Source organism: Streptosporangium amethystogenes subsp. fukuiense (assembly GCF_042665875.1).
Classification (GTDB): domain Bacteria; phylum Actinomycetota; class Actinomycetes; order Streptosporangiales; family Streptosporangiaceae; genus Streptosporangium; species Streptosporangium fukuiense.
Genome location: NZ_JBHTEE010000001.1, coordinates 4,773,830 through 4,793,919 on the forward strand (window position 1 = coordinate 4,773,830; position 20,090 = coordinate 4,793,919).

The 20,090-nt window shown below is 70.5% G+C and carries 16 protein-coding genes; 7 read left to right on the plus strand and 9 right to left on the minus strand.

Annotated features, from left to right (window positions below; genetic code table 11):
- Position 1: 1 nt before the first annotated feature.
- From ACFQVD_RS20295 to miaB, 4 genes are all read right to left on the minus strand, one after another.
- Positions 2–517, minus strand: coding sequence for a methylated-DNA--[protein]-cysteine S-methyltransferase (locus ACFQVD_RS20295; RefSeq protein WP_343979969.1), 516 nt, complete (start codon positions 515–517; stop codon positions 2–4).
- A 98-nt stretch (positions 518–615) separates the two neighbouring features.
- Entirely contained in the window at positions 616–1,305 is a 690-nt protein-coding gene (locus tag ACFQVD_RS20300; RefSeq protein WP_343979972.1) for a hypothetical protein, read from the minus strand.
- A gap of 115 nt (positions 1,306–1,420) precedes the next feature.
- On the minus strand, positions 1,421–1,966 hold the full coding sequence (locus ACFQVD_RS20305; RefSeq protein WP_343979976.1) for a hypothetical protein: 546 nt from the start codon (positions 1,964–1,966) through the stop codon (positions 1,421–1,423).
- Between the two features lie 324 nt (positions 1,967–2,290).
- Complete coding sequence (miaB, locus tag ACFQVD_RS20310; RefSeq protein WP_343979979.1) at positions 2,291–3,784, minus strand: tRNA (N6-isopentenyl adenosine(37)-C2)-methylthiotransferase MiaB; 1,494 nt, start codon at positions 3,782–3,784, stop codon at positions 2,291–2,293.
- A gap of 172 nt (positions 3,785–3,956) precedes the next feature.
- On the opposite strand from miaB, the gene ACFQVD_RS20315 reads away from it, so the two are divergent.
- The 5 genes from ACFQVD_RS20315 to ACFQVD_RS20335 all read left to right on the plus strand — a co-directional run bounded on the left by ACFQVD_RS20315 (position 3,957) and on the right by ACFQVD_RS20335 (position 9,392).
- The gene (locus ACFQVD_RS20315) at positions 3,957–4,712 is read left to right on the plus strand and encodes an amino acid ABC transporter ATP-binding protein (RefSeq protein WP_343979982.1); all 756 of its coding nucleotides are present in this window, start codon (positions 3,957–3,959) and stop codon (positions 4,710–4,712) included.
- A gap of 39 nt (positions 4,713–4,751) precedes the next feature.
- Entirely contained in the window at positions 4,752–5,570 is an 819-nt protein-coding gene (locus ACFQVD_RS20320) for a glutamate ABC transporter substrate-binding protein (RefSeq protein ID WP_386271766.1), read from the plus strand.
- Positions 5,571–5,629: 59 nt separating this feature from the next.
- Positions 5,630–6,298 carry an amino acid ABC transporter permease gene (locus tag ACFQVD_RS20325; RefSeq protein ID WP_343979988.1) on the plus strand — a complete coding sequence of 223 codons (669 nt, stop codon included), beginning with the start codon at positions 5,630–5,632 and terminating at the stop codon, positions 6,296–6,298.
- The gene (locus ACFQVD_RS20330) at positions 6,295–7,239 is read left to right on the plus strand and encodes an amino acid ABC transporter permease (RefSeq protein ID WP_343979991.1); all 945 of its coding nucleotides are present in this window, start codon (positions 6,295–6,297) and stop codon (positions 7,237–7,239) included. The genes ACFQVD_RS20325 and ACFQVD_RS20330 overlap by 4 nt, the downstream gene beginning before the upstream one ends.
- Positions 7,240–7,502: 263 nt before the next feature.
- Positions 7,503–9,392, plus strand: a complete 1,890-nt coding sequence (locus tag ACFQVD_RS20335; RefSeq protein ID WP_343979994.1) for a S9 family peptidase — start codon at positions 7,503–7,505, stop codon at positions 9,390–9,392.
- 70 nt (positions 9,393–9,462) lie between these two features.
- Here ACFQVD_RS20335 and rny read toward each other — a convergent pair whose 3' ends face one another.
- The 3 genes from rny to recA form a co-directional block, all read right to left on the minus strand.
- Entirely contained in the window at positions 9,463–11,073 is a 1,611-nt protein-coding gene (gene rny, locus ACFQVD_RS20340; protein WP_343979998.1) for a ribonuclease Y, read from the minus strand.
- 284 nt (positions 11,074–11,357) lie between these two features.
- Entirely contained in the window at positions 11,358–12,173 is an 816-nt protein-coding gene (recX, locus tag ACFQVD_RS20345) for a recombination regulator RecX (RefSeq protein ID WP_343980001.1), read from the minus strand.
- A gap of 13 nt (positions 12,174–12,186) precedes the next feature.
- Entirely contained in the window at positions 12,187–13,311 is a 1,125-nt protein-coding gene (gene recA, locus ACFQVD_RS20350; protein WP_343980004.1) for a recombinase RecA, read from the minus strand.
- A gap of 325 nt (positions 13,312–13,636) precedes the next feature.
- Between recA and ACFQVD_RS20355 the strand changes: the two genes are divergently transcribed.
- Entirely contained in the window at positions 13,637–13,915 is a 279-nt protein-coding gene (locus ACFQVD_RS20355; protein WP_343980007.1) for a hypothetical protein, read from the plus strand.
- A 15-nt stretch (positions 13,916–13,930) separates the two neighbouring features.
- Here ACFQVD_RS20355 and ACFQVD_RS20360 read toward each other — a convergent pair whose 3' ends face one another.
- Complete coding sequence (locus ACFQVD_RS20360; protein WP_030904097.1) at positions 13,931–14,125, minus strand: DUF3046 domain-containing protein; 195 nt, start codon at positions 14,123–14,125, stop codon at positions 13,931–13,933.
- Positions 14,126–14,289: 164 nt separating this feature from the next.
- The gene (locus ACFQVD_RS20365) at positions 14,290–14,778 is read right to left on the minus strand and encodes a VOC family protein (protein WP_343980012.1); all 489 of its coding nucleotides are present in this window, start codon (positions 14,776–14,778) and stop codon (positions 14,290–14,292) included.
- 262 nt (positions 14,779–15,040) lie between these two features.
- Between ACFQVD_RS20365 and ACFQVD_RS20370 the strand changes: the two genes are divergently transcribed.
- On the plus strand, positions 15,041–20,083 hold the full coding sequence (locus ACFQVD_RS20370) for an ATP-dependent helicase (protein ID WP_386271775.1): 5,043 nt from the start codon (positions 15,041–15,043) through the stop codon (positions 20,081–20,083).
- The last annotated feature ends 7 nt before the right edge of the window (positions 20,084–20,090 follow it).

The following is a 20,090-nucleotide window of genomic DNA, read 5'->3' on the forward strand; positions in this document are numbered from 1 at the left end:
GTCAGTCCCAGTCGAGCGTCGGCTGCAGATAGCCCTCCAGGGTCAGCAGCCACCGCTTCGACTCCACGCCCTCGCCCCCGCTGAACCCGCCGAGGCCGTTTCCGGCGACCACCCGGTGGCACGGCACGATGACGGGGATCGGGTTGGCTCCCATGATCGACCCGATGGCCCGTGCCGGGACGCCCGTCCCGCTCCGGGCCGCCAGCTCTCCGTAGGTCACCGCCTTGCCATACGGCACCGTTTCGTACAGTGTGCCGAGCACCCTGCGCTGCACCGGCGAGGTCAGCCGCCAGTCCACCGGCACGCCGAAGACCTTCAGTCTGCCCGCGTAGTAGTCGCCCAGCTCGGCGACCACCCCGGCCGTCCTGGCGGGATCGTTCACCTCGTCCAGCCTCAGCCGCTCAAGCGCGCGGGTCCTGAACGCCACCGGATCACCCCAGCCCACGTTCGCCACGCCCTCCTCGGTCACCGCGACGACCATGTCCCCCAACTGCGTCGCGACACTCCCGAACGCCACGGTTCCCACCATCGACCTCGCATCCCCGTCACCTCGGGCCCGGCACCCATCCGTCGCCGTGACCACTGCGGTCCACCTGTTCACTGCCATCTCGCGCGTCAGTCCGTCGGCGAGGCCGTCCGTTCCGTCCAGCGGGCGGCGAAGTAGCCGACACCGTAGGGCGCGTCGTCATAGAGGAGCTCTCCGCGCAGGGTGCCGCCGCAGCCGCCCAGGACCTGCAGGGCCGCACGGCCGGCGACCCACAGTTCGGCGGCCTCTCCGGGGTCGAGCGGCGGGATCTCGGCGCGGGCCAGCGCCAGGGCGATCGCCCTGTTGTACGGCTCGGCGCGCGAGTCCAGATAACCGGGGGACTTCTCGGTGAGGCAGGCCGAGCCGTCGGCCATGACGAGCATCGCCACGCGACCGGCCGTGGCCGCCAGCCGCTCGCCCAGGGCCGCGCACTCCGCCGGGGGCGCGTCGAAGGAGATCGCGTGGAACGCCGAGGCGGTCAGGTGCTCCCGGTCGAGCAGCCAGCGGCCGACCGACAGCGACAGCGGCAGGACGGGCTCCCCCTCGCCGCTTCGCACGTCGACGCCCCAGGGAGCGAGACCTCCCGCGGCGTCCGCGCCGTACGTGGCGGTCCGGTCCGCGCCGCCGACCACCACGATCGTGTCGGCGCCGGCATCGCGCAACGCGCCGAGCGCGGCCGCGCAGGCCGCCCTGAGGTCGTCGAGTTCCACAGCCGCCGCCCCGGCCAGTTCGGGGAGCAGCAGCGGGGGATGCGGGCACACGGCCGCGGCGACAAGCACCCGGCCAGACTAACCGAGTCCTCCCGGGAACCGCCCCGGAGAAGAGCGCCGGGGCACGGTGATCCTCTCGGCGCGCCCCGGCATCCCGCTCATCACCGAAAAGGAGGTACGGCTGTCAACCGCCGCTCGGGCCTTGGGGGTGCACGTAGCCGGTGGCACCGTCGGCGCGGGGGTCGTCCGGAACCTCCTGTGGCTTCTGGGGACCGCTCTGCTGTGGCGACGGCTTGTTCGCCGAGGGTTTCCCCGCGGCCGAATCGGCTCCCGGCTCGCTCCGGCTCGTCCGGTCGGCGCCCGTGCCCGCGTCGCTACCCGTGCCTCCGGTGGAGGTGTCACCGCCGCCGGAGGCGGTGTCCGTCTTCCTCTCCGGTTTCTGCTTCTCCTCCTGCGGCGCGTTCTGGTCGGGCTCGGGATTCTGAGCGGCCTCCTGGGCGCTCTCCGGCGCCTTCGGCGGCGGTGCTCCAGGGTCGTCCTGGTCGCCGTTCACGAAGGCGAAGACGGCGCCCCCGCCCAGGAGGGCGGCGGCGAGGACGGAGAAGACGGCTATGGCCGGGCCGCTTCTCCGCTGTGACCTGCGGGACCTGCGTGGCTTGCCGGGCTCACCGGCGGGACCGGTGAGGATCTCTGTTTCTCCGGTACTGCCCGGAGAAGAAGGGACATGCATGGGAAAACTCCCTGCGGTTCTCGGGGGGAAACCTCCTCGGTTTCCGAAGGGTGCCGAACCACAGTAGCCACAATGGGGAAATGCTCGCACACCAATCACAAATGAATCACGAAATATCGTCTCTTAGAGGACGCGTAGTGTCATCGTGGGCATATGCCCTGGCAGAGAAGGTGGCGGCACCGGAATCCCCGCTCCCGCAGGGGATTCCAACTATTCGATCATGAGCGCACGCCCCCGGGACGGCCACCTCCGAATGGGGCGTCCCGGGGAGGATCGAGCCGAAAAAATCTCAGCGGAGGCGTACCCGAAGCCTCCCGCGGGACCTCAGGAGACGGAGCAGCCCGAGGTGTCCGGGAGCGGGGCCGGGCGGCCGATCGAGGGCATGCCGAGCATGACACCGGAGCCGGAGCCCGCCGGAGCGCCCTGGCGGGCCTCCCAGGCATCGCCCGCGCGGGTACGGCGGAGCCTCAGCGCGGGACCGTCTGCCACCAGGTGGTGCGGCGCCGCGTAGGTGACCTCGGCGCTCACCACGTCGCCGGGGCGCGGGACCTCTGCCCCCGGGGTGAAGTGCACCAGGCGGTTGTCGGGGGCCCGCCCCGACATGCGCCTGGTCGCCTCGTCCTTGCGGCCCTCACCCTCGGCCACCAGCACGTCGAGGGTCCGGCCGACCTGCTTCTTGTTCTCCGCCCAGGAGATCTCGGTCTGCAGGGCGACGAGTCGCTCGTAGCGCTCCTGCACGACCTCCTTGGGGATCTGGTGGTCCATGGTGGCGGCAGGGGTGCCCGGCCTGATGGAGTACTGGAAGGTGAAGGCGTTGGCGAACCGCGACTCGCGCACCACGTCGAGGGTGCCCTGGAAGTCCTCCTCGGTCTCGCCGGGGAAGCCCACGATGATGTCCGTGGAGATGGCCGCGTCGGGCATGGCGGCGCGGACCCGCTCGATGATGCCGAGGTAGCGCTCGGCCCGGTAGGAGCGGCGCATCGCCTTGAGGATCCGGTCGGAGCCCGACTGCAGCGGCATGTGGAGCTGGTGCATCACATTGGGCGTCTCGGCCATGGCCACGATGACGTCGTCGGTGAACGCCGCCGGGTGCGGGCTGGTGAAGCGGACCCGCTCCAGCCCCTCGACCTCGCCGCAGGCCCGCAGCAGCTTGCCGAAGGCAAGCCTGTCTCCGAACTCCACACCGTAGGTGTTGACGTTCTGGCCGAGGAGGGTGATCTCCAGCACGCCCTGGTCGACCAGGGTGCGGACCTCGTTGAGGATGTCGCCGGGGCGGCGGTCCTTCTCCTTGCCGCGCAGGGCGGGCACGATACAGAACGTGCAGGTGTTGTTGCAGCCCACGGAGACCGATACCCAGGCGGCGTAGGCGGACTCGCGCTTGGTCGGCAACGTGCTCGGGAAGGTCTCCAGGGATTCCTTGATCTCGACCTGGGCCTCCTGCTGGACGCGCGCGCGCTCGAGCAGCACCGGCAGCGAGCCGATGTTGTGGGTGCCGAACACCACGTCCACCCAGGGTGCCCTGCGGACGATCTCTCCCTGGTCCTTCTGCGCCAGGCAGCCGCCCACGGCGATCTGCATGCCGGGATTGCCGACCTTCGAAGGACGCAGGTGCCCGAGATTGCCGTAGAGCTTGTTGTCGGCGTTCTCCCGTACGGCACAGGTGTTGAACACGACCACGTCGGCCGTCTCCCCCTGGGCGGCCGGAACGTATCCGGCGTCTTCCAGCAGACCAGACAGGCGCTCGGAGTCGTGCACGTTCATCTGGCACCCATAGGTACGGACCTCGTACGTGCGGGCGCTCTCCACGGTGGCAGTCATCTCAAGACAAGGGTAGGCGCTCGCCGGACCTTCGAGTACGGCCCGGAAGCCGTCGACCCCGGCGTGACGGGCGGGTCACTCCGCGTTGATGACCAAGAGGTAAGTGGGCCGTGATCTGATCGGTACCGCAGGGTTAGCGCGGGGTGCCCTTTACAGAATTACGTTGTCCTCCATGACGGAGAACGGGGACAAGACTCCTTTGGTGGTGCTCGAAGGCGTCAACAAGCACTTCGGCAGCCTGCACGTCCTTCGGGACATCAATCTGACGATCTCCCGTGGCGAGGTCCTCGTCGTCATCGGCCCCTCAGGCGGCGGCAAGTCGACCCTCTGCCGGACGATCAACCGGCTGGAGGCGATCGACCAGGGGACGATCACCTTCGACTCCCAGCCGCTCGCCGTCGAGGGCAAGGCTCTGGCCAAGCTCAGGTCCGAGGTCGGGATGGTGTTCCAGTCCTTCAACCTGTTCGCCCACAAGACGATCCTGGAGAACGTCACGCTCGGGCCGATCAAGGTCCGCGGCATCGCCAAGGCCGACGCCGAGCGGCGGGGCATGGAGCTGCTGGAGCGGGTGGGCATCGGCGCGCAGGCGTCGAAATACCCCGCGCAGCTCTCCGGAGGCCAGCAGCAGCGCGTGGCCATCGCCCGCGCCCTGGCCATGGACCCGAAGATGATCCTGTTCGACGAGCCGACCTCGGCGCTGGATCCCGAGATGGTCCAGGAGGTGCTCGACGTCATGATCAGCCTTGCCCAGGAGGGCATGACGATGATGGTCGTCACCCACGAGATGGGCTTCGCCCGCCGCGCGGCCGACCGCGTGGTCTTCATGGCCGAGGGCCAGGTCGTGGAGGAGAACACCCCAGAGGAGTTCTTCACCAACGCCCGGACCGACCGGGCCAGGGACTTCCTTTCCAAGATCCTCACTCACTGACGGCTCTGCTCATCCCTGACGAAAGACGAGGTAGCAAGAATGCGTGTACGTCGTATTGGAGCCGTGGTGATCGCAGCCGCCGCGGCGATGGCCGGCCTGACCGCGTGCGGTGACGGCGGCAGTGGAAGCGACAAGTTCGTCGTGGGTATCAAGGTCGACCAGCCCGGGCTCGGGCAGAAGCAGCCCGACGGCTCCTTCAAGGGGTTCGACGTCGACGTGGCCAGGTATGTCGCCAAGGAGCTCGGCTACGCCGACGACAAGATTGAGTTCAAGGAGGCCATCTCGGCCAACCGTGAGTCCTTCATCCAGCAGGGCCAGGTCAACGCGGTGATCGCGACCTACTCGATCACCGACGACCGCAAGAAGAAGGTCTCCTTCGCCGGTCCGTACCTGGTCACCGGCCAGGACATCCTGACCCGGGCGGACGACACCACGATCAACAGTGTCGAGGACCTCAAGACCAAGAAGGTCTGCGGCGCCCAGGGCTCGTCCTCTCCCGCGCGCCTGGTCGAGAAGTTCGGCGACGAGTGGAAGAGCGGCTTCCTCACCGAGCAGCAGGGCTACGGCGCCTGCCTGCCGCTGCTGGAGAACAAGCAGGTCGACGCGATCTCCACGGACGCGACGATCCTGGCCGGCTTCGCCGCCCAGTCCCCCGGCAAGTTCCGCCTCGTCGGCCAGCCCTTCTCCGAGGAGAAGTACGGCATCGGCCTGAAGCTGGAGGACAAGGAGACCCGCGAGAAGGTCAACGCGGCGGTGGAGAAGATGTTCAAGGACGGCAGCTGGAAGAAGGCCGTCGACGCCAACTTCGGTGAGTTCGGGAAGTTCTTCACCACCCCGCCGGCTGTCGATCGCTACTGACCGGTCACACCTCGGCCGGGGCGCGCGGACGCCTCGGCCGGTGACCACTGGAGGAACGAGTGCAGGCACTCTCCGAAGAATTCCGGGTCATTCTGGAAGCTTTCTGGTTGACGATCCGGCTCACCCTCGCCAGCGGGCTGGTGGCGCTGGTGCTCGGGACGATCCTCGCGGGGATGCGGGTCAGCCCGCTGCCTGTGCTGCGCGGAATCGGCACGACGTACGTGAACGTCCTGCGGAACACCCCGCTGACCCTGGTGATCGTGTTCTGCGGGCTGGGCCTCGGACTGGTCCTGGACGTCTCGTTCTCCCCGAGCCTGTCCACCAACTACATGTGGCTCTCCATCATCGGCCTGTCCGCCTACACCGCGGCGTTCGTCTGTGAGGCGATCCGGGCCGGGATCAACACGGTGCCGGTCGGCCAGGCCGAGGCGGCCCGCGCCATCGGGCTCACCTTCGGTCAGAACCTGAGACTGATCGTGCTGCCCCAGGCGTTCCGCGCGGTGATCGCCCCGCTGGGCAGCATCCTGATCGCGCTGACCAAGAACACCACGATCGCCGCCGCCATCGGGGTCGGAGAGGCTTCCCTGACGATGAAGACGCTCTTCGAGGCGCACGGCGACGCGGTCGTGCAGATCTTCGCCGGGTTCGCGCTGGGCTTCCTGATCCTGACCCTGCCCACCGGACTGCTGTTCGGCTGGCTGGCCAAGCGTCTGGCGGTGGTCCGATGACCGCGGTGACCACCGAGCGCACCCGGCGCCCGGCGCGCGGGCGCGCCGACAGCTCCGAGCGCGTCAGCGTCCTGTACGACATTCCCGGCCCCAAGGCCAGGATCCGCAACAACGTGCTCACCGTGCTGGTCATCGCCGCCACGCTGTTCGCGGTGTACGTGATGGTGACCAAGCTCGACGAGAAGAACCAGCTCAGCGCCGAGATGTGGACGCCGTTCCTGCGCGGCGACGTGTGGCTCAACCTGATCCTGCCCGGCCTGCTGAACACGCTCAGCGCGGCCGCGGTCGCCGCCGTGATCGCGGTGCCGTTCGGCTTCGTCTTCGGCATCGGCCGGCTCTCGGAACGGGCCTGGATCCGCCTCGCGGCGGGCGCGGTGGTCGAGTTCTTCAGGGCGATCCCGTTGCTGATCATGATCTTCGCGGTGATGTTCGGCGGGAGCGCGGTCTTCGGGCTCACCGTGACGCCGTTCGCCGCGGTGGTCGTCGGCCTGGTCCTGTACAACGGCTCGGTGCTGGCGGAGATCGTACGGGCGGGCATCCTGTCGATCCCCCGAGGGCAGAGCGAGGCCGCGCTGGCGGTCGGCCTGCGTCCCGGTCAGGTGATGCGGATGATCCTGCTGCCGCAGGCGGTCACCGTGATGATGCCGGCGATCGTCGCGCAGTTGGTGGTGCTGCTGAAGGACACCGCCCTGGGCTTCATCGTGTCGTTCGAGGACCTGCTCAACGCGGGGGCGCGCGTGCTGCCCTCCAACTTCAACAACATCATTCCCGCAGTGATCGTCATCGCGATCATCTACATCATCATCAACGTGATGGTGGGCACCATCGCCACCTGGCTGGAGATGCGGAGCCGTCGCAGCAGGAAGACGGCGGCCCAGCCGATCGCCCGGCCCGACTCACCGACCGCGGTCGAGGGCGGCCTGGGAAATCCGGCACCGTAGGAAGCACAGCGGTCGAGGGCGGTCACCGGGTCCGGTGGCCGCCCTCCTCCCATGCCGGGCCCCGGACCGGTTGGCCGGGCGCTCCGAGGCAGGCGAGGCTCCCGTAGCCGGTGAAACCCGGCCTGTGGAAGAGGTCGGATCAACCACCTCTACCCCCTCATTCCCCCCGATCCTGCGGCTCGTGCCGACCGTCGGCGGCATATCTCTGGTGACGCGAGCGTGATACCGGCGACACGGAGCGGGTTATCGGGCAGGATTGCGCCATGTCCCCCGAGCAGGCCATCCTGCCGTACGCCACCTGGCCCTCGCCGATCTCCACTTCCGACGTCGCCCGCTCCGGGCTGCGCCTCGGGTTCCCGACAGTGCTCGGCGGGGAGGTCTGGTGGACCGAGGACCGTCCCGCCGAGGGCGGGCGGACCACCATCGTGCACCAGAGCGCGGACGGCACGCAGCACGATCTGCTGAGCGCGCCGTGGAGCGCCAGGACCAGGGTCCACGAGTACGGCGGGCGGTCGTACGCGGTGGTGCCCGGCGAGGGCCTGGTGTTCACGAACTTCACAGACCAGCGGCTCTACCTGCTGCCCACCGGCGGCGAGCCCCGGCCGCTCACCCCCGAGCCCGAGCACCCCACCGCCCTGCGCTACGCGGACCTCCTCGTCCACGACGGTCAGATCTGGTGCGTCAGGGAGCGGCACGCCGACGGCGAGGTGAGCCGGTCGATCGTGTCGATCCCTCTCTCCGGCCCCCCCTCCGGCGGGGCCGAGCCCCGTGAGCGGATCAGCGGGCATGATTTCTACGCCTCCCCCACCGTCTCCCCCGACGGCGAGCACCTGGCCTTCATCTGCTGGAACCATCCCCAGATGCCGTGGAACGGCACCGAGCTGCGGGTCTGCCGGCTGGCCGACGGCACCTCCTGGAAGGTCAAGGGGGGCATCTCCGAGTCGGTGCTCGCCCCGCGGTGGCGTGACGAGCGACACCTTTACGCGATCTCCGACTGGTCGGGCTGGTGGAATCTCTACCTGGTCGGGATATACGGCACCGCGACCCGGGCCCTCTACCCGATGGAGGAGGAGTTCGCGGGCCCGCTGTGGCAGCTCGGCGCGACACCGTACGCGCCGATGGCCGACGGCAGCCTCGCGGTCCTGCACGGGCTGGGCGGCCTGCGGCTGGGCGTCTTCGACCCGGACAGCGGCCTGCTGAGCGACCTGGACGTGCCCTACGACGGCTGGGATCCGGTGCTGGCCACCGACGGGCACGCCCTGGTCGGCATCGGGTACGGCCCGGCGCTGCCCCGCTCGATCGTCCGGGTCGACACGTTGACCGGCAGCGCGCAGGAGCTGCGCAGGGACATCAACGAGCTGCCCGACACCGCCTACCTGCCGCTCCCCAGAACCGTGGAGTTCGAGAGCCGGTTCGGACGCGAGGTGCACGCGTTCCTCTATCCGCCGTCCAACCCCCTGGCACGCGGCGAGGGCCCTCCGCCGTACGTCGTGTTCGTGCACGGCGGGCCGACCGGGCACAGCGCCGGAGCACTCGACCTGGAGAAGGCGTTCTTCACCAGCAGGGGCATCGGGGTGATCGACGTCAACTACGGCGGTTCCACCGGCTACGGCCGCGCCTACCGCGAGCGGCTGCGCGGCCAGTGGGGTGTGGTCGACGTCGAGGACTCGATCGCCACGGCCGAATGGCTGGCCGCGGAAGGGCTGGCCGACCCGGCACGGATCGCGATCCGGGGCGGCAGCGCGGGCGGCTGGACGGTCATGGCGGCCTGTTGTACGTCCGACGTGTTCGCCGGAGGCGTCTCCTACTACGGTGTGAGCTCGCTCGCCACGTTCAGCGCGACCACCCACGACTTCGAGTCGCGCTACATCGAATGGCTGATCGGACCGGAAGATCCCGTTCTGTACGCCTCGCGCGAGCCTCTCGGCCAGGTGGCGGGGGTGAGCTGCCCGATGCTGCTCCTGCAGGGCCTCTCCGACCCCGTGGTCCCCCCCGAGCAGTCACAGGCCTTCGTCGACGCTCTCGCCGAGCGTGGCATTCCCTGCACCTATCTCACGTTCGAGGGCGAGGCCCACGGCTTCCGCCGCGCCGAGACCCGCAGCGCGGCACTGGCCACCGAACTCGCCTTCTATCAGCAGATCTTCCACGTCTGAACGCTCACCCGCGGCTTCCCGCCCCCGGCGCGAGCGTCCGGCCGGCGGGCGACCTTTCGAGTGCCGGGCGTCAGCGGGCGAACTCGGTGGCCCGGGACTCACGGACGACCGTGATGCGGATCTGGCCGGGGTAGGTGAGCTCCTCCTCGATCTGCTTGGCGACGTCGCGGGCGATCACCTGAGCCTGGATGTCGTCGACCGAGCCCGGCTTGACCATGACCCTGATCTCACGGCCCGCCTGCATGGCGAAGACCTTCTCGACCCCCTCGTAGGAGGTGGCGATCTCCTCCAGGCGCTCCAGTCGCTTGACGTAGGCCTCCAGCGACTCTCGGCGCGCGCCCGGACGGCCGCCGCTGATCGCGTCGGCGGCCTGGGTGAGGACGGCCTCGACGGTCTTGACCTCTACCTCGTTGTGGTGGGCCTCGATGGCGTGGACCACGTCCTCGTGCTCGCCGTACCGCCTGGCGATCTCGGCGCCGATGAGCGCGTGGCTGCCCTCGACCTCGTGGGTGAGGGCCTTGCCGATGTCGTGCAGGAGCGTGCAGCGCTTGAGCAGCGTCGTGTCGAGCCGCAGCTCGGCCGCCATGATGCCGGCGATGTGGGCGGACTCGATGAGGTGGCCGAGCACGTTCTGACCGTAGGAGGTGCGGTAGCGGAGCTGGCCGAGGAGGGTGACCAGCTCAGGGTGCATGTCGGTGATGCCGAGCTCCACCAGGGCGTCCTCCCCCGCCCGCACGCACAGCTCCTGAACCTCGGCCTTGCTGCGCTCGTGGGCCTCCTCGATGCGCTGCGGATGGATACGGCCGTCGAGGACGAGTTTCTCCAGGGTCAGCCGGGCGGTCTCGCGGCGGACCGGGTCGAAGCATGACAGCAACACGGCTTCCGGCGTGTCATCGATGATCAGGTTGACTCCGGTGGTCGACTCGAAGGCACGGATGTTACGGCCCTCGCGGCCGATGATGCGCCCCTTCATCTCGTCACCCGGCAGGTGCAGGACGCTCACGACGGACTCGGCGGTCTGCTCGGTGGCCACCCGCTGGACCGCCAATGTAACGATCTTGGTGGCGCGCTTCTCGCCCTCCTTGCGCGCCTCGCTCTCGATCTCCCTGACGATCAGGGCTGCCTCGCGTTTGGCCTGGTTCTCGATCTCCCGGACCAGCTCGGCTCTGGCCTGGTCGCCGGTGAGCCCGGACACCCGCTCCAGGATGGCCTTGCGCTCCTCGGCCACCCGTTCGAGATCCTCGCGGCGATCGGCCAGCTCGGTCTCCGTCTCGGCGAGCTTGCGGGCCCGGTCAGCCTGGCGCCTGGCCTCATCGTCGAGGCGCTGCTCCCGCTCGGCCAGCCGGTTCTCCCTGCGTTCGAGGTCCGCCCGGAGTTCCTTGAGCTCGTATTTCAGCACCTTGCCCTCGGCCTCGACCTCCTTGCGCATCTCGGCCGCCGCCTCGACCGCCGCCTCCGATTTGCGCAGGAGCTCTCCGGCGTCGTCCTGGGCCTTCGCCCGGATACCGGCGGCCTCACGCCTGGCCTCCTCCAGCTGGGCCGAAACCTCGGCCTCCTGCTCCGGGGTGAGGCCCTTCGGTCCGGCTCCTCCGATGTGACGCAGCAACACGACCAGCACGGCCGTCATCACGGCAAGAGCCACAACCGCCACTGCCAATATGACGACCACGACCGGATCCATGCGCGCCTCACCTTCCTCGCGTCGCAAATATCAAGCACGCGAGGGGTCACACGCACGGCACGGAAAGCCCAAGAGACGGCGCTGCCGGGACAGAAGTGAACCCAGAGGGATCACTCACCGGCTTTTCCCGCCGGCCCGCTCTCCCGCCCTCATCCGCCAAGCCTGTTTGTCCGTATACACCGCTATGACAATCCGCACTGCGCGGAGTAACTCCTCACTGCCGTTGAGATTAAGCGTCAGAGAGGTAACGAGCAAGCAAAGACCTGGCGTCAGGCTGCTTTGAGCTAGTCGAGGGGATAGCCCGAATCTTCCATGAATGGCGCTGTTTCTGCCTCATCATCCTCCAGCACTTCGCGGATAACGCGAAACGCCAGGCCAGGACCGTATCCCTTTCGAGCGAGCATGCCGGCCAGCCTGCGGGTCCTGACCGCAGGGTCCAGACCGCGGGTCGAGGAGAGCTTGCGCCGCACAAGGCGACGGGCGGTCTCCGCCTCCTGCTCGGGGTCGAGCTGCTCCACCGCGTCCTTCACGGTCTCCTCGTCCACCCCCCGGTGCCGGAGCTCGGAGGCAAGGGCCTTTCTGGCAAGCCCCCGCCCGGCATGGCGAGAGCTCACCCATGCCGCGGCGAACGCCTCATCGTCGATGAGCCCGACCTCGGAGAAGCGCTCCAGCACGGCGTCCGCCGCCTCCTGGGGCACCTCACGCTTGTGCAACGCCTCCGCGAGCTGAGCTCGGGTGCGCGGCGCCATCGTCAGCAGCCGCAGGCAGATCGCCCGCGCCACCGCTTGCGGATCGGTCCCGGCCCCCCGGCTCGCGGGAGCTCCCTCGGCCGGCCCGCCAGGAAGGAGGCCATCGGGATGGGTGCCCGAAGAACCGACCCCGGAGCGTCGCTCACCACGCCGGGAGCCACGTCCCCGCCGGCTTCGCGGCTCGTCGGCGGTGGGACCTGCGCCCTCTCCCTCGGAGGCGGGGAGAGCATCGCCGCGCCCGCGCCCTCGCCCGCTTCTGCCCGGCGAGCCGCCCCGGGGCTCGTCGGGCCAGGCACCCCAGTCTCTCGGCCCGCCCTCACCGGGCGGACCAAGGTCGGCTCCCGTCATCATCGATCAGCCCGAATCAGGCGTCACCCGGCTTGGGAGTGGCCGCCTTGGAACCGCGACCGGACGCGGCGGTCGCCGGACCGGAACCACGGCCGGGCGCGGCGGTCGCCGGAGCGGCAGGCGGCGGGGTGGCCGGGCTGTCGACGCGCGGGCCGACGCCGAGCTTCTCCTTGATCTTCTTCTCGATCTCGTTCGCCATGTCCGGGTGGTTCTTGAGGAAGTTTCGCGCGTTCTCCTTGCCCTGGCCGAGCTGGTCGCCCTCGTAGGTGTACCAGGCTCCGGACTTGCGGACGAAGCCGTGCTCCACGCCCATGTCGATCAGGCCGCCCTCGCGGGAGATGCCGACACCGTAGAGGATGTCGAAGTCGGCCACCCGGAAGGGCGGGGCCATCTTGTTCTTGACGACCTTTACCCGGGTGCGGTTGCCGACCGCCTCGGTGCCGTCCTTCAGCGTCTCGATACGGCGGATGTCGAGGCGGACCGAGGCGTAGAACTTCAGCGCCTTTCCACCGGTCGTGGTCTCGGGCGAGCCGAACATGACGCCGATCTTCTCGCGGAGCTGGTTGATGAAGATCGCGGTGGTGCCGGTGTTGTTGAGCGCGCCCGCGACCTTGCGCAGCGCCTGGGACATCAGGCGTGCCTGGAGGCCGACGTGGCTGTCGCCCATCTCGCCCTCGATCTCGGCCTTGGGCACCAGGGCCGCGACCGAGTCGATGACCAGCAGGTCGACGGCGCCGGACCGGATCAGCATGTCGGCGATCTCCAGCGCCTGCTCACCGGTGTCCGGCTGGGAGACGAGCAGCGCGTCGGTGTCGACGCCCAGCTTCTGGGCGTACTCGGGGTCGAGCGCGTGCTCGGCGTCGATGAACGCGGCGATGCCGCCGCCACGCTGGGCGTTGGCCACCGCGTGCAGGGCGATCGTGGTCTTTCCCGAGGACTCGGGACCGTAGACCTCGATGATGCGGCCGCGCGGGAAGCCCCCGATGCCGAGCGCCACGTCGAGCGCGATGGAGCCGGTGGGGACCACCTCGATGGGCGCCCGGGTCTCGTCGCCCAGGCGCATGATGGAGCCCTTGCCGAACTGCCGCTCGATCTGAGCGAGGGCGGTCTCGAGCGCCTTCTCGCGGTCGTTAGCTGCCATGGGAGCCCCCCTGGAGGGTCGCGGGTTGGATCGGTTGCCAGAAAGCTACGGGGTGCCGCCGACAATTTCGGGAGGGCACGCCAGGAGTGACGGCCCGTTCAATATAGCCGAACGACTGTTCGATCGCGGCCCGTTGGCATCACGTTTCCAGGAACCGTGATCCACCGCGGGACTCTCCCGTACGGGGTCGGCCACAGACGCGGGGCCATGGTGGCGAGGAGCGCGGACCCATCCGGGAGGCGACATTTCCGAGAATTGTCCTGAGCCTGTTGTAACCAGGCTGACCTGGGGTGATCCTGAGGGGAAACGACCCGAGGTGCCCGACGTGCCCAACACGTTCACGCAGCAACGCCTAGCCCATCTCGACTCCCTGGCCGCCGAACTGCGACAACGAGGGCTGGTGAGCCGCACCCTCGGAGGCGCCGCTCCGGTGCTGTGGGTATGGCATCCGGACAGCGGCCGGCAGACCATCGTCTTCGCCACCCCCGTCAAGGACGGCTGGCTGTTTCTGTGGTCGCCGGACGGCGAGGAGAGTGCCGACGACCCCGCGCTCGCGGCCGGCTCGGTGGAGAGACTTCTCGCTCCGCCCGCGGAACCCTCCTGACCCCCGGCCCGCCCCTCAGCGGAGCCGGGGAGAGACGTCGGTCACCCCGCACACGGCATGCCAGACCTCCTTCGCCCCGACCCCCTCGGCCAGCGCCTGGATCACGGTCCGGCCGCCGAGGTCGGCGATGACGTAGTCATGGGCCCACGACTCGGCGTACTGGTCGCCGAAGTGCAGCTTCATCCGTTTCCAGAAATCCGACAGGCGCATGCCCCAAGTATGAGACCACCCCGGCGTGCCGCGGCCCGCGACCGGCACGCCGCGGGCCGGCGGCGTGCCGGTCGCCCGGTCCGGGTGAGAGGGAGACGCGGGGGCGGGGTTCGCACGCCCGCGGGAACCCCGCCGGGAGCGACCGGCTGAGAGGCGGCGGCCCGTCAGAGCACGCGGGAGCCGTACATCTCGCCGAGGGGGTCGGCGAGCAGTTCCACCCGCGCCCCGTCCGGGTCGGTGAAGTAGATGGAGGTACCGCTCTCCACCTGGTGCGGCACGCCCGCCGCCGCCAGCTTGCCGCGCAGGCGCTCCCAGGTGGAGGGGTCCACGGAGACGGCGACGTGGTGGAGCCCGCCGAGGACCTCCCGGTAGGGACCGAGGTCCAGCCCCGGGAAGTCGAAGAAGGCGAGGAGGTTGCCGTTGCCGATGTCGAAGAAGAAGTGGTTCGACCCCTGGTAGTCGCGGTTCTCGAAGATCTCCGTGAGGGGGAACTCCAGGAGGTCCTGGTAGAACCTGATCGTCGCCTCGACGTCCGAGGAGATCAGCGCGAAGTGGTGCAGTCCCCTCGCGCTGCTCGGCGGACGGTTCTCCCTGAGGTGCTCCGCCTTGATCCGCTCGCGTTTCGCCTCGATGGCCTGGTAGTCGATGCTCATCGTCAGCTCACCACTCAATGCGTCCTGTGTTCGCCAAAGCATGCCAGTGGCGACAGGAGCCAACCTACTCCTGGGGCGGGCCGTGCCGGCGACGCCCCCTCGAACGTGTCCGGCGTACAGGCCCGGTGATCTGGCCGTGGCACCGGTGGATCACGTATCCGCAGGTGATGAGCCGGCAGGCGGTGACGGGTTCTGTCGGTGGCGCCGTGCAGTATGGGCGGTGGCCCGGTTGGTCGGCCGAGCCGGGAGGAGGGGGTGCGCGATGAGCGAGACGGCGGGCGCGGACGGGGCGCTGGGGCACTTCACCCGGATGACCAGGGACTGGTTCACCGGGGCCTTCGCCGCGCCGACCGCGGCACAGGAGGGGGCGTGGGCGGCGATCGCCCGGGGTGACAACACCCTGGTGGTCGCCCCCACCGGCTCCGGCAAGACGCTGGCCGCCTTTCTGTGGTCGCTCGACCGGCTGGCGGCCGGGCGCTCGGCCGTCGGGCCTCCCGGAAACGCCACCCCTTCGGGGGACGCCGGGTTCCCCGGAAGCGCCCGGAACACCACCACGATCACGGACGCCCCGGCGGGCGCCACCGGCCCGGACGTGACGGGCGGCACGGGCGCCGGGGGGAGGCGGAGCCGTTCCCGACGGGACGAGGAGCCGCCGAGGCCGTGCCGGGTCCTTTATGTGTCGCCGCTCAAGGCTCTGGCCGTCGACATCGAGCGCAACCTCCGGGCGCCGCTGGCCGGGCTGAGGCAGACCGCGAGAAGGCTCGGCCTGCCGGTGCCGGAGATCTCGGTGGCGATCCGCTCGGGCGACACCTCGCCCGAGGAGCGGCGCCGGTTCGCGGCCAGGCCGTCCGACATTCTGATCACCACCCCCGAGTCGCTGTTCCTGCTGCTCACCAGTCAGGCCCGCGAGGCACTGCGCGGCGTGGAGACGGTCGTCGTCGACGAGGTGCACGCGGTGGCCGCCACCAAGCGCGGCGCGCACCTGGCACTCAGTCTGGAGCGGCTCGACGCCCTCCTGGCCCGGCCCGCGCAGCGCGTCGGCCTGTCGGCGACCGTACGGCCGGTGAGCGAGGTCGCCGCCTTCCTGGGCGGGTCCCGTCCGGCGACCGTGGTCCAGCCGCCCGCGGGTAAGGAGATCGAGGTCGAGGTGGTCGTCCCGATCGAGGACATGACGGAGCTCGACACGCCGCCCGTCTCCCCCGCCCTCGACGACGACCGGTGGCCGACCGAGTCCCCGGCCAAGCGGTCGATCTGGCCGCATGTGGAGGAGCGGCTGTTCGACCTGATCGGGGGGCACAGCTCCACGATCGTGTTCGCCAACTCACGACGGCTGGCCGAACGGCTCTGCACCCGCCTCAACGAGCTGGCCTGGGAGCGGCGGGCCGTCGAGACGGAGCGGTCCGGGGCGGGCACGGAGGCGGATCCCGCGCACCGGGCCGAGAGCCTCCCCGAGCCTCCCGCCTCCCTCTCCACCCCGGCGGCCATGATGGCGCAGGCCGGTTCGGCCAAGGGGGTCGTCCCGGAGATCGTACGGGCCCACCACGGGTCGGTGTCGAAGGAGGAGCGTTCCCAGATCGAGGAGGCGCTCAAGTCCGGGCGACTGCCCGCCGTGGTCGCGACCTCCAGCCTGGAACTCGGCATCGACATGGGTGCGGTGGACCTGGTGGCCTGCGTGGGGGCACCGCCGAGCGTGGCCAGCGGCCTGCAGCGGATCGGCAGGGCCGGTCACCAGGTGGGAGCCGTCTCACGTGGTGTGATCTTTCCCAAGTACCGGGGTGACCTGGTCCAGACGGCCGTGGTGGCCGAACGGATGAGAAGCGGGGAGATCGAGGAACTGCGCTATCCGCGCAATCCTCTCGACGTCCTCGCCCAGCAGATCGTGGCGATGACCGCGCTGGACGAGTGGACAGTGGACGAGCTGGAGGAGGTCGTACGGCGAGCCGCCCCCTACCGGACGCTGCCCAGAAGCGCGCTGGAGGCGACCCTCGACATGCTCGCCGGGCGTTACCCGAGCGAGGAGTTCGCCGAGCTGCGACCGCGCATCGTCTGGGATCGGGTGGCCGGCACCCTGCGGGGCCGTCCCGGAGCCCAGCGGCTGGCGGTCACCAACGGTGGCACGATCCCCGACCGGGGGTTGTTCGGTGTGTTCCTGGTCGGGGAGAAGTCCTCCCGGGTGGGCGAGCTGGACGAGGAGATGGTCTACGAGTCGCGGGCCGGTGACGTGTTCGTGCTGGGTGCGACCTCCTGGCGGATCGAGGAGATCACTGCTGACCGGGTGCTGGTCACTCCGGCGCCAGGACAGCCGGGAAAGCTCCCGTTCTGGCACGGCGACACCGCGGGGCGCCCGGCGGAGCTGGGGAGGGCCATCGGCGCGTTCCTCCGCCAGATGTCCGCGGCGGGCGCGGACGCCGAGGCGGGAGACGGTGCCGCGGAGAGCGCGCGGCCAAGGGACGCGGGGGCGGGAGCCCGAACGACGCCGAGCTCGACGGCGGGGAACGCACGGACGGGAAGCACGGGGACAGCGCGCCCGGAGACACCGGGCTCAGGGACGGGAGACCCGGAGGCGGGAAAGGCGAAGGCGGGAGCGGGGAGCTCCGGGACGGAAGACGCCGAGGCCGGAAACGCGGCACGGGACGGGGCGCTGGAGAGGATCAGGGCCGCGGGGCTGGACGGGTTCGCCGCGGCCAACCTGCTCGCCTACCTGGCCGAGCAGCGGCAGGCGACCGGTTATGTGCCGGACGACCGGACGTTGCTGGTCGAGCGGTTCCATGACGAGCTGGGCGACTGGCGGGTGGTGCTGCACTCTCCGTACGGAGCACGGGTGCACGCGCCGTGGGCGCTGGCGATCGGGCGGCGGCTGCGGGAGCGCCACGGCGTCGATGTGCAGGCCGTGCACTCCGACGACGGGATCGTGCTGCGCATCCCCGACACGCTCGCGGAACCTCCGTCCGACGTCGCCGCCTTCGACCCGGACGAGATCGAGCGGATCGTCACCGAGGAACTCGGCGGCTCGGCGCTGTTCGCGGCGCGGTTCCGCGAGTGCGCGGGGCGGTCCCTGCTGCTGCCCCGCCGCGTGCCGGGCAGGCGGTCGCCGCTCTGGCAGCAGCGGCAGCGCGCGTCGCACCTGCTGAACGTGGCCGGCCGCTACGCGTCGTTCCCCGTGGTGCTGGAGACGATGCGCGAGTGTCTTCAGGACGTGTTCGACGTTCCGGGACTGGTCCGGCTGATGCGCGACATCGAGGCGCGGCGGGTCCGGCTGGTGGAGGTGGAGACCGGGAAGGCGTCACCGTTCGCGGCGTCGCTGCTGTTCAACTACATCGGCGCGTTCATGTACGAGGGGGACGCTCCGCTGGCCGAGCGCCGCGCCCAGGCTCTCGCGCTCGACACGAGTCTGCTGGCCGAGCTGCTGGGCCAGGCCGACCTGCGCGAGCTGCTCGACCCCGATGTGATCGCCGACACCGAGCGGGAGCTGGCCCGGCTGGACCGGCCGCTGCGCGACGCCGAGGATCTGGCCGACCTGCTCCGCTCCCACGGCCCCCTGGTGGCCGAGGACGTGAGCGTGCGCGAGGGTGACCCGGCGTGGCTGGCCATGCTGGAGGGCTCCCGGCGGGCGATCAGGGTTCGGGTGGCCGGGCAGGAGCGGTGGGCGGCGATCGAGGACGCCGCCCGGCTGCGCGACGCGCTCGGCGTGCCGCTGCCGGTGGGGGTGCCGCATGTGTTCCTGGAACCGGTGGACGATCCGCTGGGCGACCTGCTCGCCAGGCACGCCCACACCCGCGCCCCCTTCCCCGCGAGCACGGCCGCGGCCAGGTTCGGCCTCGGCACCGCGGTCGTCACCGACGCGTTGCGCCGCCTGGCGGCCTCCGGGCGGGTGGTGAGCGGGGAGTTCAGGCCGGGTGGCCGGGGCGAGGAGTGGTGCGACGCCGGAGTGCTGCGGATGCTGCGCCGCAGATCCCTGGCCAGGCTCCGCAAGGAGGTGGAGCCGGTCTCCGCGGAGACTCTGGCCGTCTTCGCCCCCGCCTGGCACGGCATCACCGACTCCCCGCGGCGGGGCAGGCCGCCGATCGACGCACTGGTGAGCGCGATCGAGCAGCTGCAGGGCTCGGCGGTGCCCGCTTCGGCACTGGAGACGCTGATCCTGCCCTCGCGGGTGCCCGGATACGACCCGTCGCTGCTGGACGAGCTGACGGCCTCCGGCGAGGTGATCTGGGCGGGACAGGGGTCCCTGCCGGGTGGCGACGGCTGGGTGTCGCTCTACTTCGCCGACACCGCGCCGCTGCTGATGCCCGATCCCGCCGACATCACGCTGACCCCGGTGCACGGGGCGGTGCTGGAGGTGCTGGGCGGCGGGGGCGCGCTCTTCTTCCGCGAGCTGGCGAGCCGGGCCGGCGTTCTTCTGGCCGGTTCGGTCCCGGACGACCGTGCCCTGTCCGCCGCCGTGTGGGACCTGGTGTGGTCGGGCCGGATCACCGGTGACACGCTGGCGCCGCTGCGGGCCACGCTCGGGACGGGACGCCCCGCGCATCGCCCGGCGCCGACCCGGCGTCGGCGGGCGGTGCTGCCGAGCCGGAGCGGCCCGCCCACGGTGGGCGGGCGCTGGTGGACGCTGCCCGCCCCCGCCGAGGACGCCACCCAGCGCGCCCACGCCCAGGCCGAGGTGCTGCTGGAGCGGTACGGCGTGGTGACCAGGGGCGCGGTGACCGCCGAGCGGCTGCCGGGCGGGTTCGCCGCCGTCTACCAGGTGCTTCGCGCCTTCGAGGAGAGCGGCCGGTGCCGCAGGGGCTACTTCGTGGAGGGGCTGGGCGGCGCCCAGTTCGCCCTTCCCGGTGCCGTCGACCGGATGCGCGCCATGTCCGTCTCACTCGCCGCACCGCCGAGCGCGGCACCGGTGCCCGACCCGTGGAGCTCCCGGAAGCCCGAGGGCACGGGGGAGAGCGGCCGCCGAGCGGTGGTGCTGGCGGCGACCGACCCGGCCAACCCGTACGGGGCGGCCCTGCCGTGGCCCGCCCACCCTGGCGAGGTGACCCACAAACCGGGCAGGAAGGCCGGATCCCTGGTCGTGCTCGTCGACGGGCACCTGATCCTCTATGTCGAGCGCGGCGGCAAGAGCCTGCTCTCCTTCTCCGGAGACGACCGCCTCCGGCCCGCCGTCGACGCCCTCGCGCTCGCCGTACGCGACGGCGCCCTCGGCAAGCTGACCGTCGAGCGCGCGGACGGCACCGCCGTCAACGACTCCCCCCTGGCCGCCGCCCTGGAGTCCGCCGGGTTCCACCCGACCCCGAGAGGGCTGCGCCTGCGGGCGTAGCGCGCCG

Excerpts from the sequence above, each read along its gene's own strand:
- ACFQVD_RS20305 (WP_343979976.1), bottom strand. The coding sequence starts at position 1,966 with ATGCATGTCCCTTCTTCTCCGGGCAGTACCGGAGAAACAGAGATCCTC.
- miaB (WP_343979979.1), bottom strand. The coding sequence starts at position 3,784 with ATGACTGCCACCGTGGAGAGCGCCCGCACGTACGAGGTCCGTACCTAT.
- ACFQVD_RS20315 (WP_343979982.1), top strand. The coding sequence starts at position 3,957 with ATGACGGAGAACGGGGACAAGACTCCTTTGGTGGTGCTCGAAGGCGTC.
- ACFQVD_RS20320 (WP_386271766.1), top strand. The coding sequence starts at position 4,752 with ATGCGTGTACGTCGTATTGGAGCCGTGGTGATCGCAGCCGCCGCGGCG.
- ACFQVD_RS20330 (WP_343979991.1), top strand. The coding sequence starts at position 6,295 with ATGACCGCGGTGACCACCGAGCGCACCCGGCGCCCGGCGCGCGGGCGC.
- ACFQVD_RS20335 (WP_343979994.1), top strand. The coding sequence starts at position 7,503 with ATGTCCCCCGAGCAGGCCATCCTGCCGTACGCCACCTGGCCCTCGCCG.
- rny (WP_343979998.1), bottom strand. The coding sequence starts at position 11,073 with ATGGATCCGGTCGTGGTCGTCATATTGGCAGTGGCGGTTGTGGCTCTT.
- recX (WP_343980001.1), bottom strand. The coding sequence starts at position 12,173 with ATGATGACGGGAGCCGACCTTGGTCCGCCCGGTGAGGGCGGGCCGAGA.
- recA (WP_343980004.1), bottom strand. The coding sequence starts at position 13,311 with ATGGCAGCTAACGACCGCGAGAAGGCGCTCGAGACCGCCCTCGCTCAG.
- ACFQVD_RS20360 (WP_030904097.1), bottom strand. The coding sequence starts at position 14,125 with ATGCGCCTGTCGGATTTCTGGAAACGGATGAAGCTGCACTTCGGCGAC.
- ACFQVD_RS20365 (WP_343980012.1), bottom strand. The coding sequence starts at position 14,778 with ATGAGCATCGACTACCAGGCCATCGAGGCGAAACGCGAGCGGATCAAG.
- ACFQVD_RS20370 (WP_386271775.1), top strand. The coding sequence starts at position 15,041 with ATGAGCGAGACGGCGGGCGCGGACGGGGCGCTGGGGCACTTCACCCGG.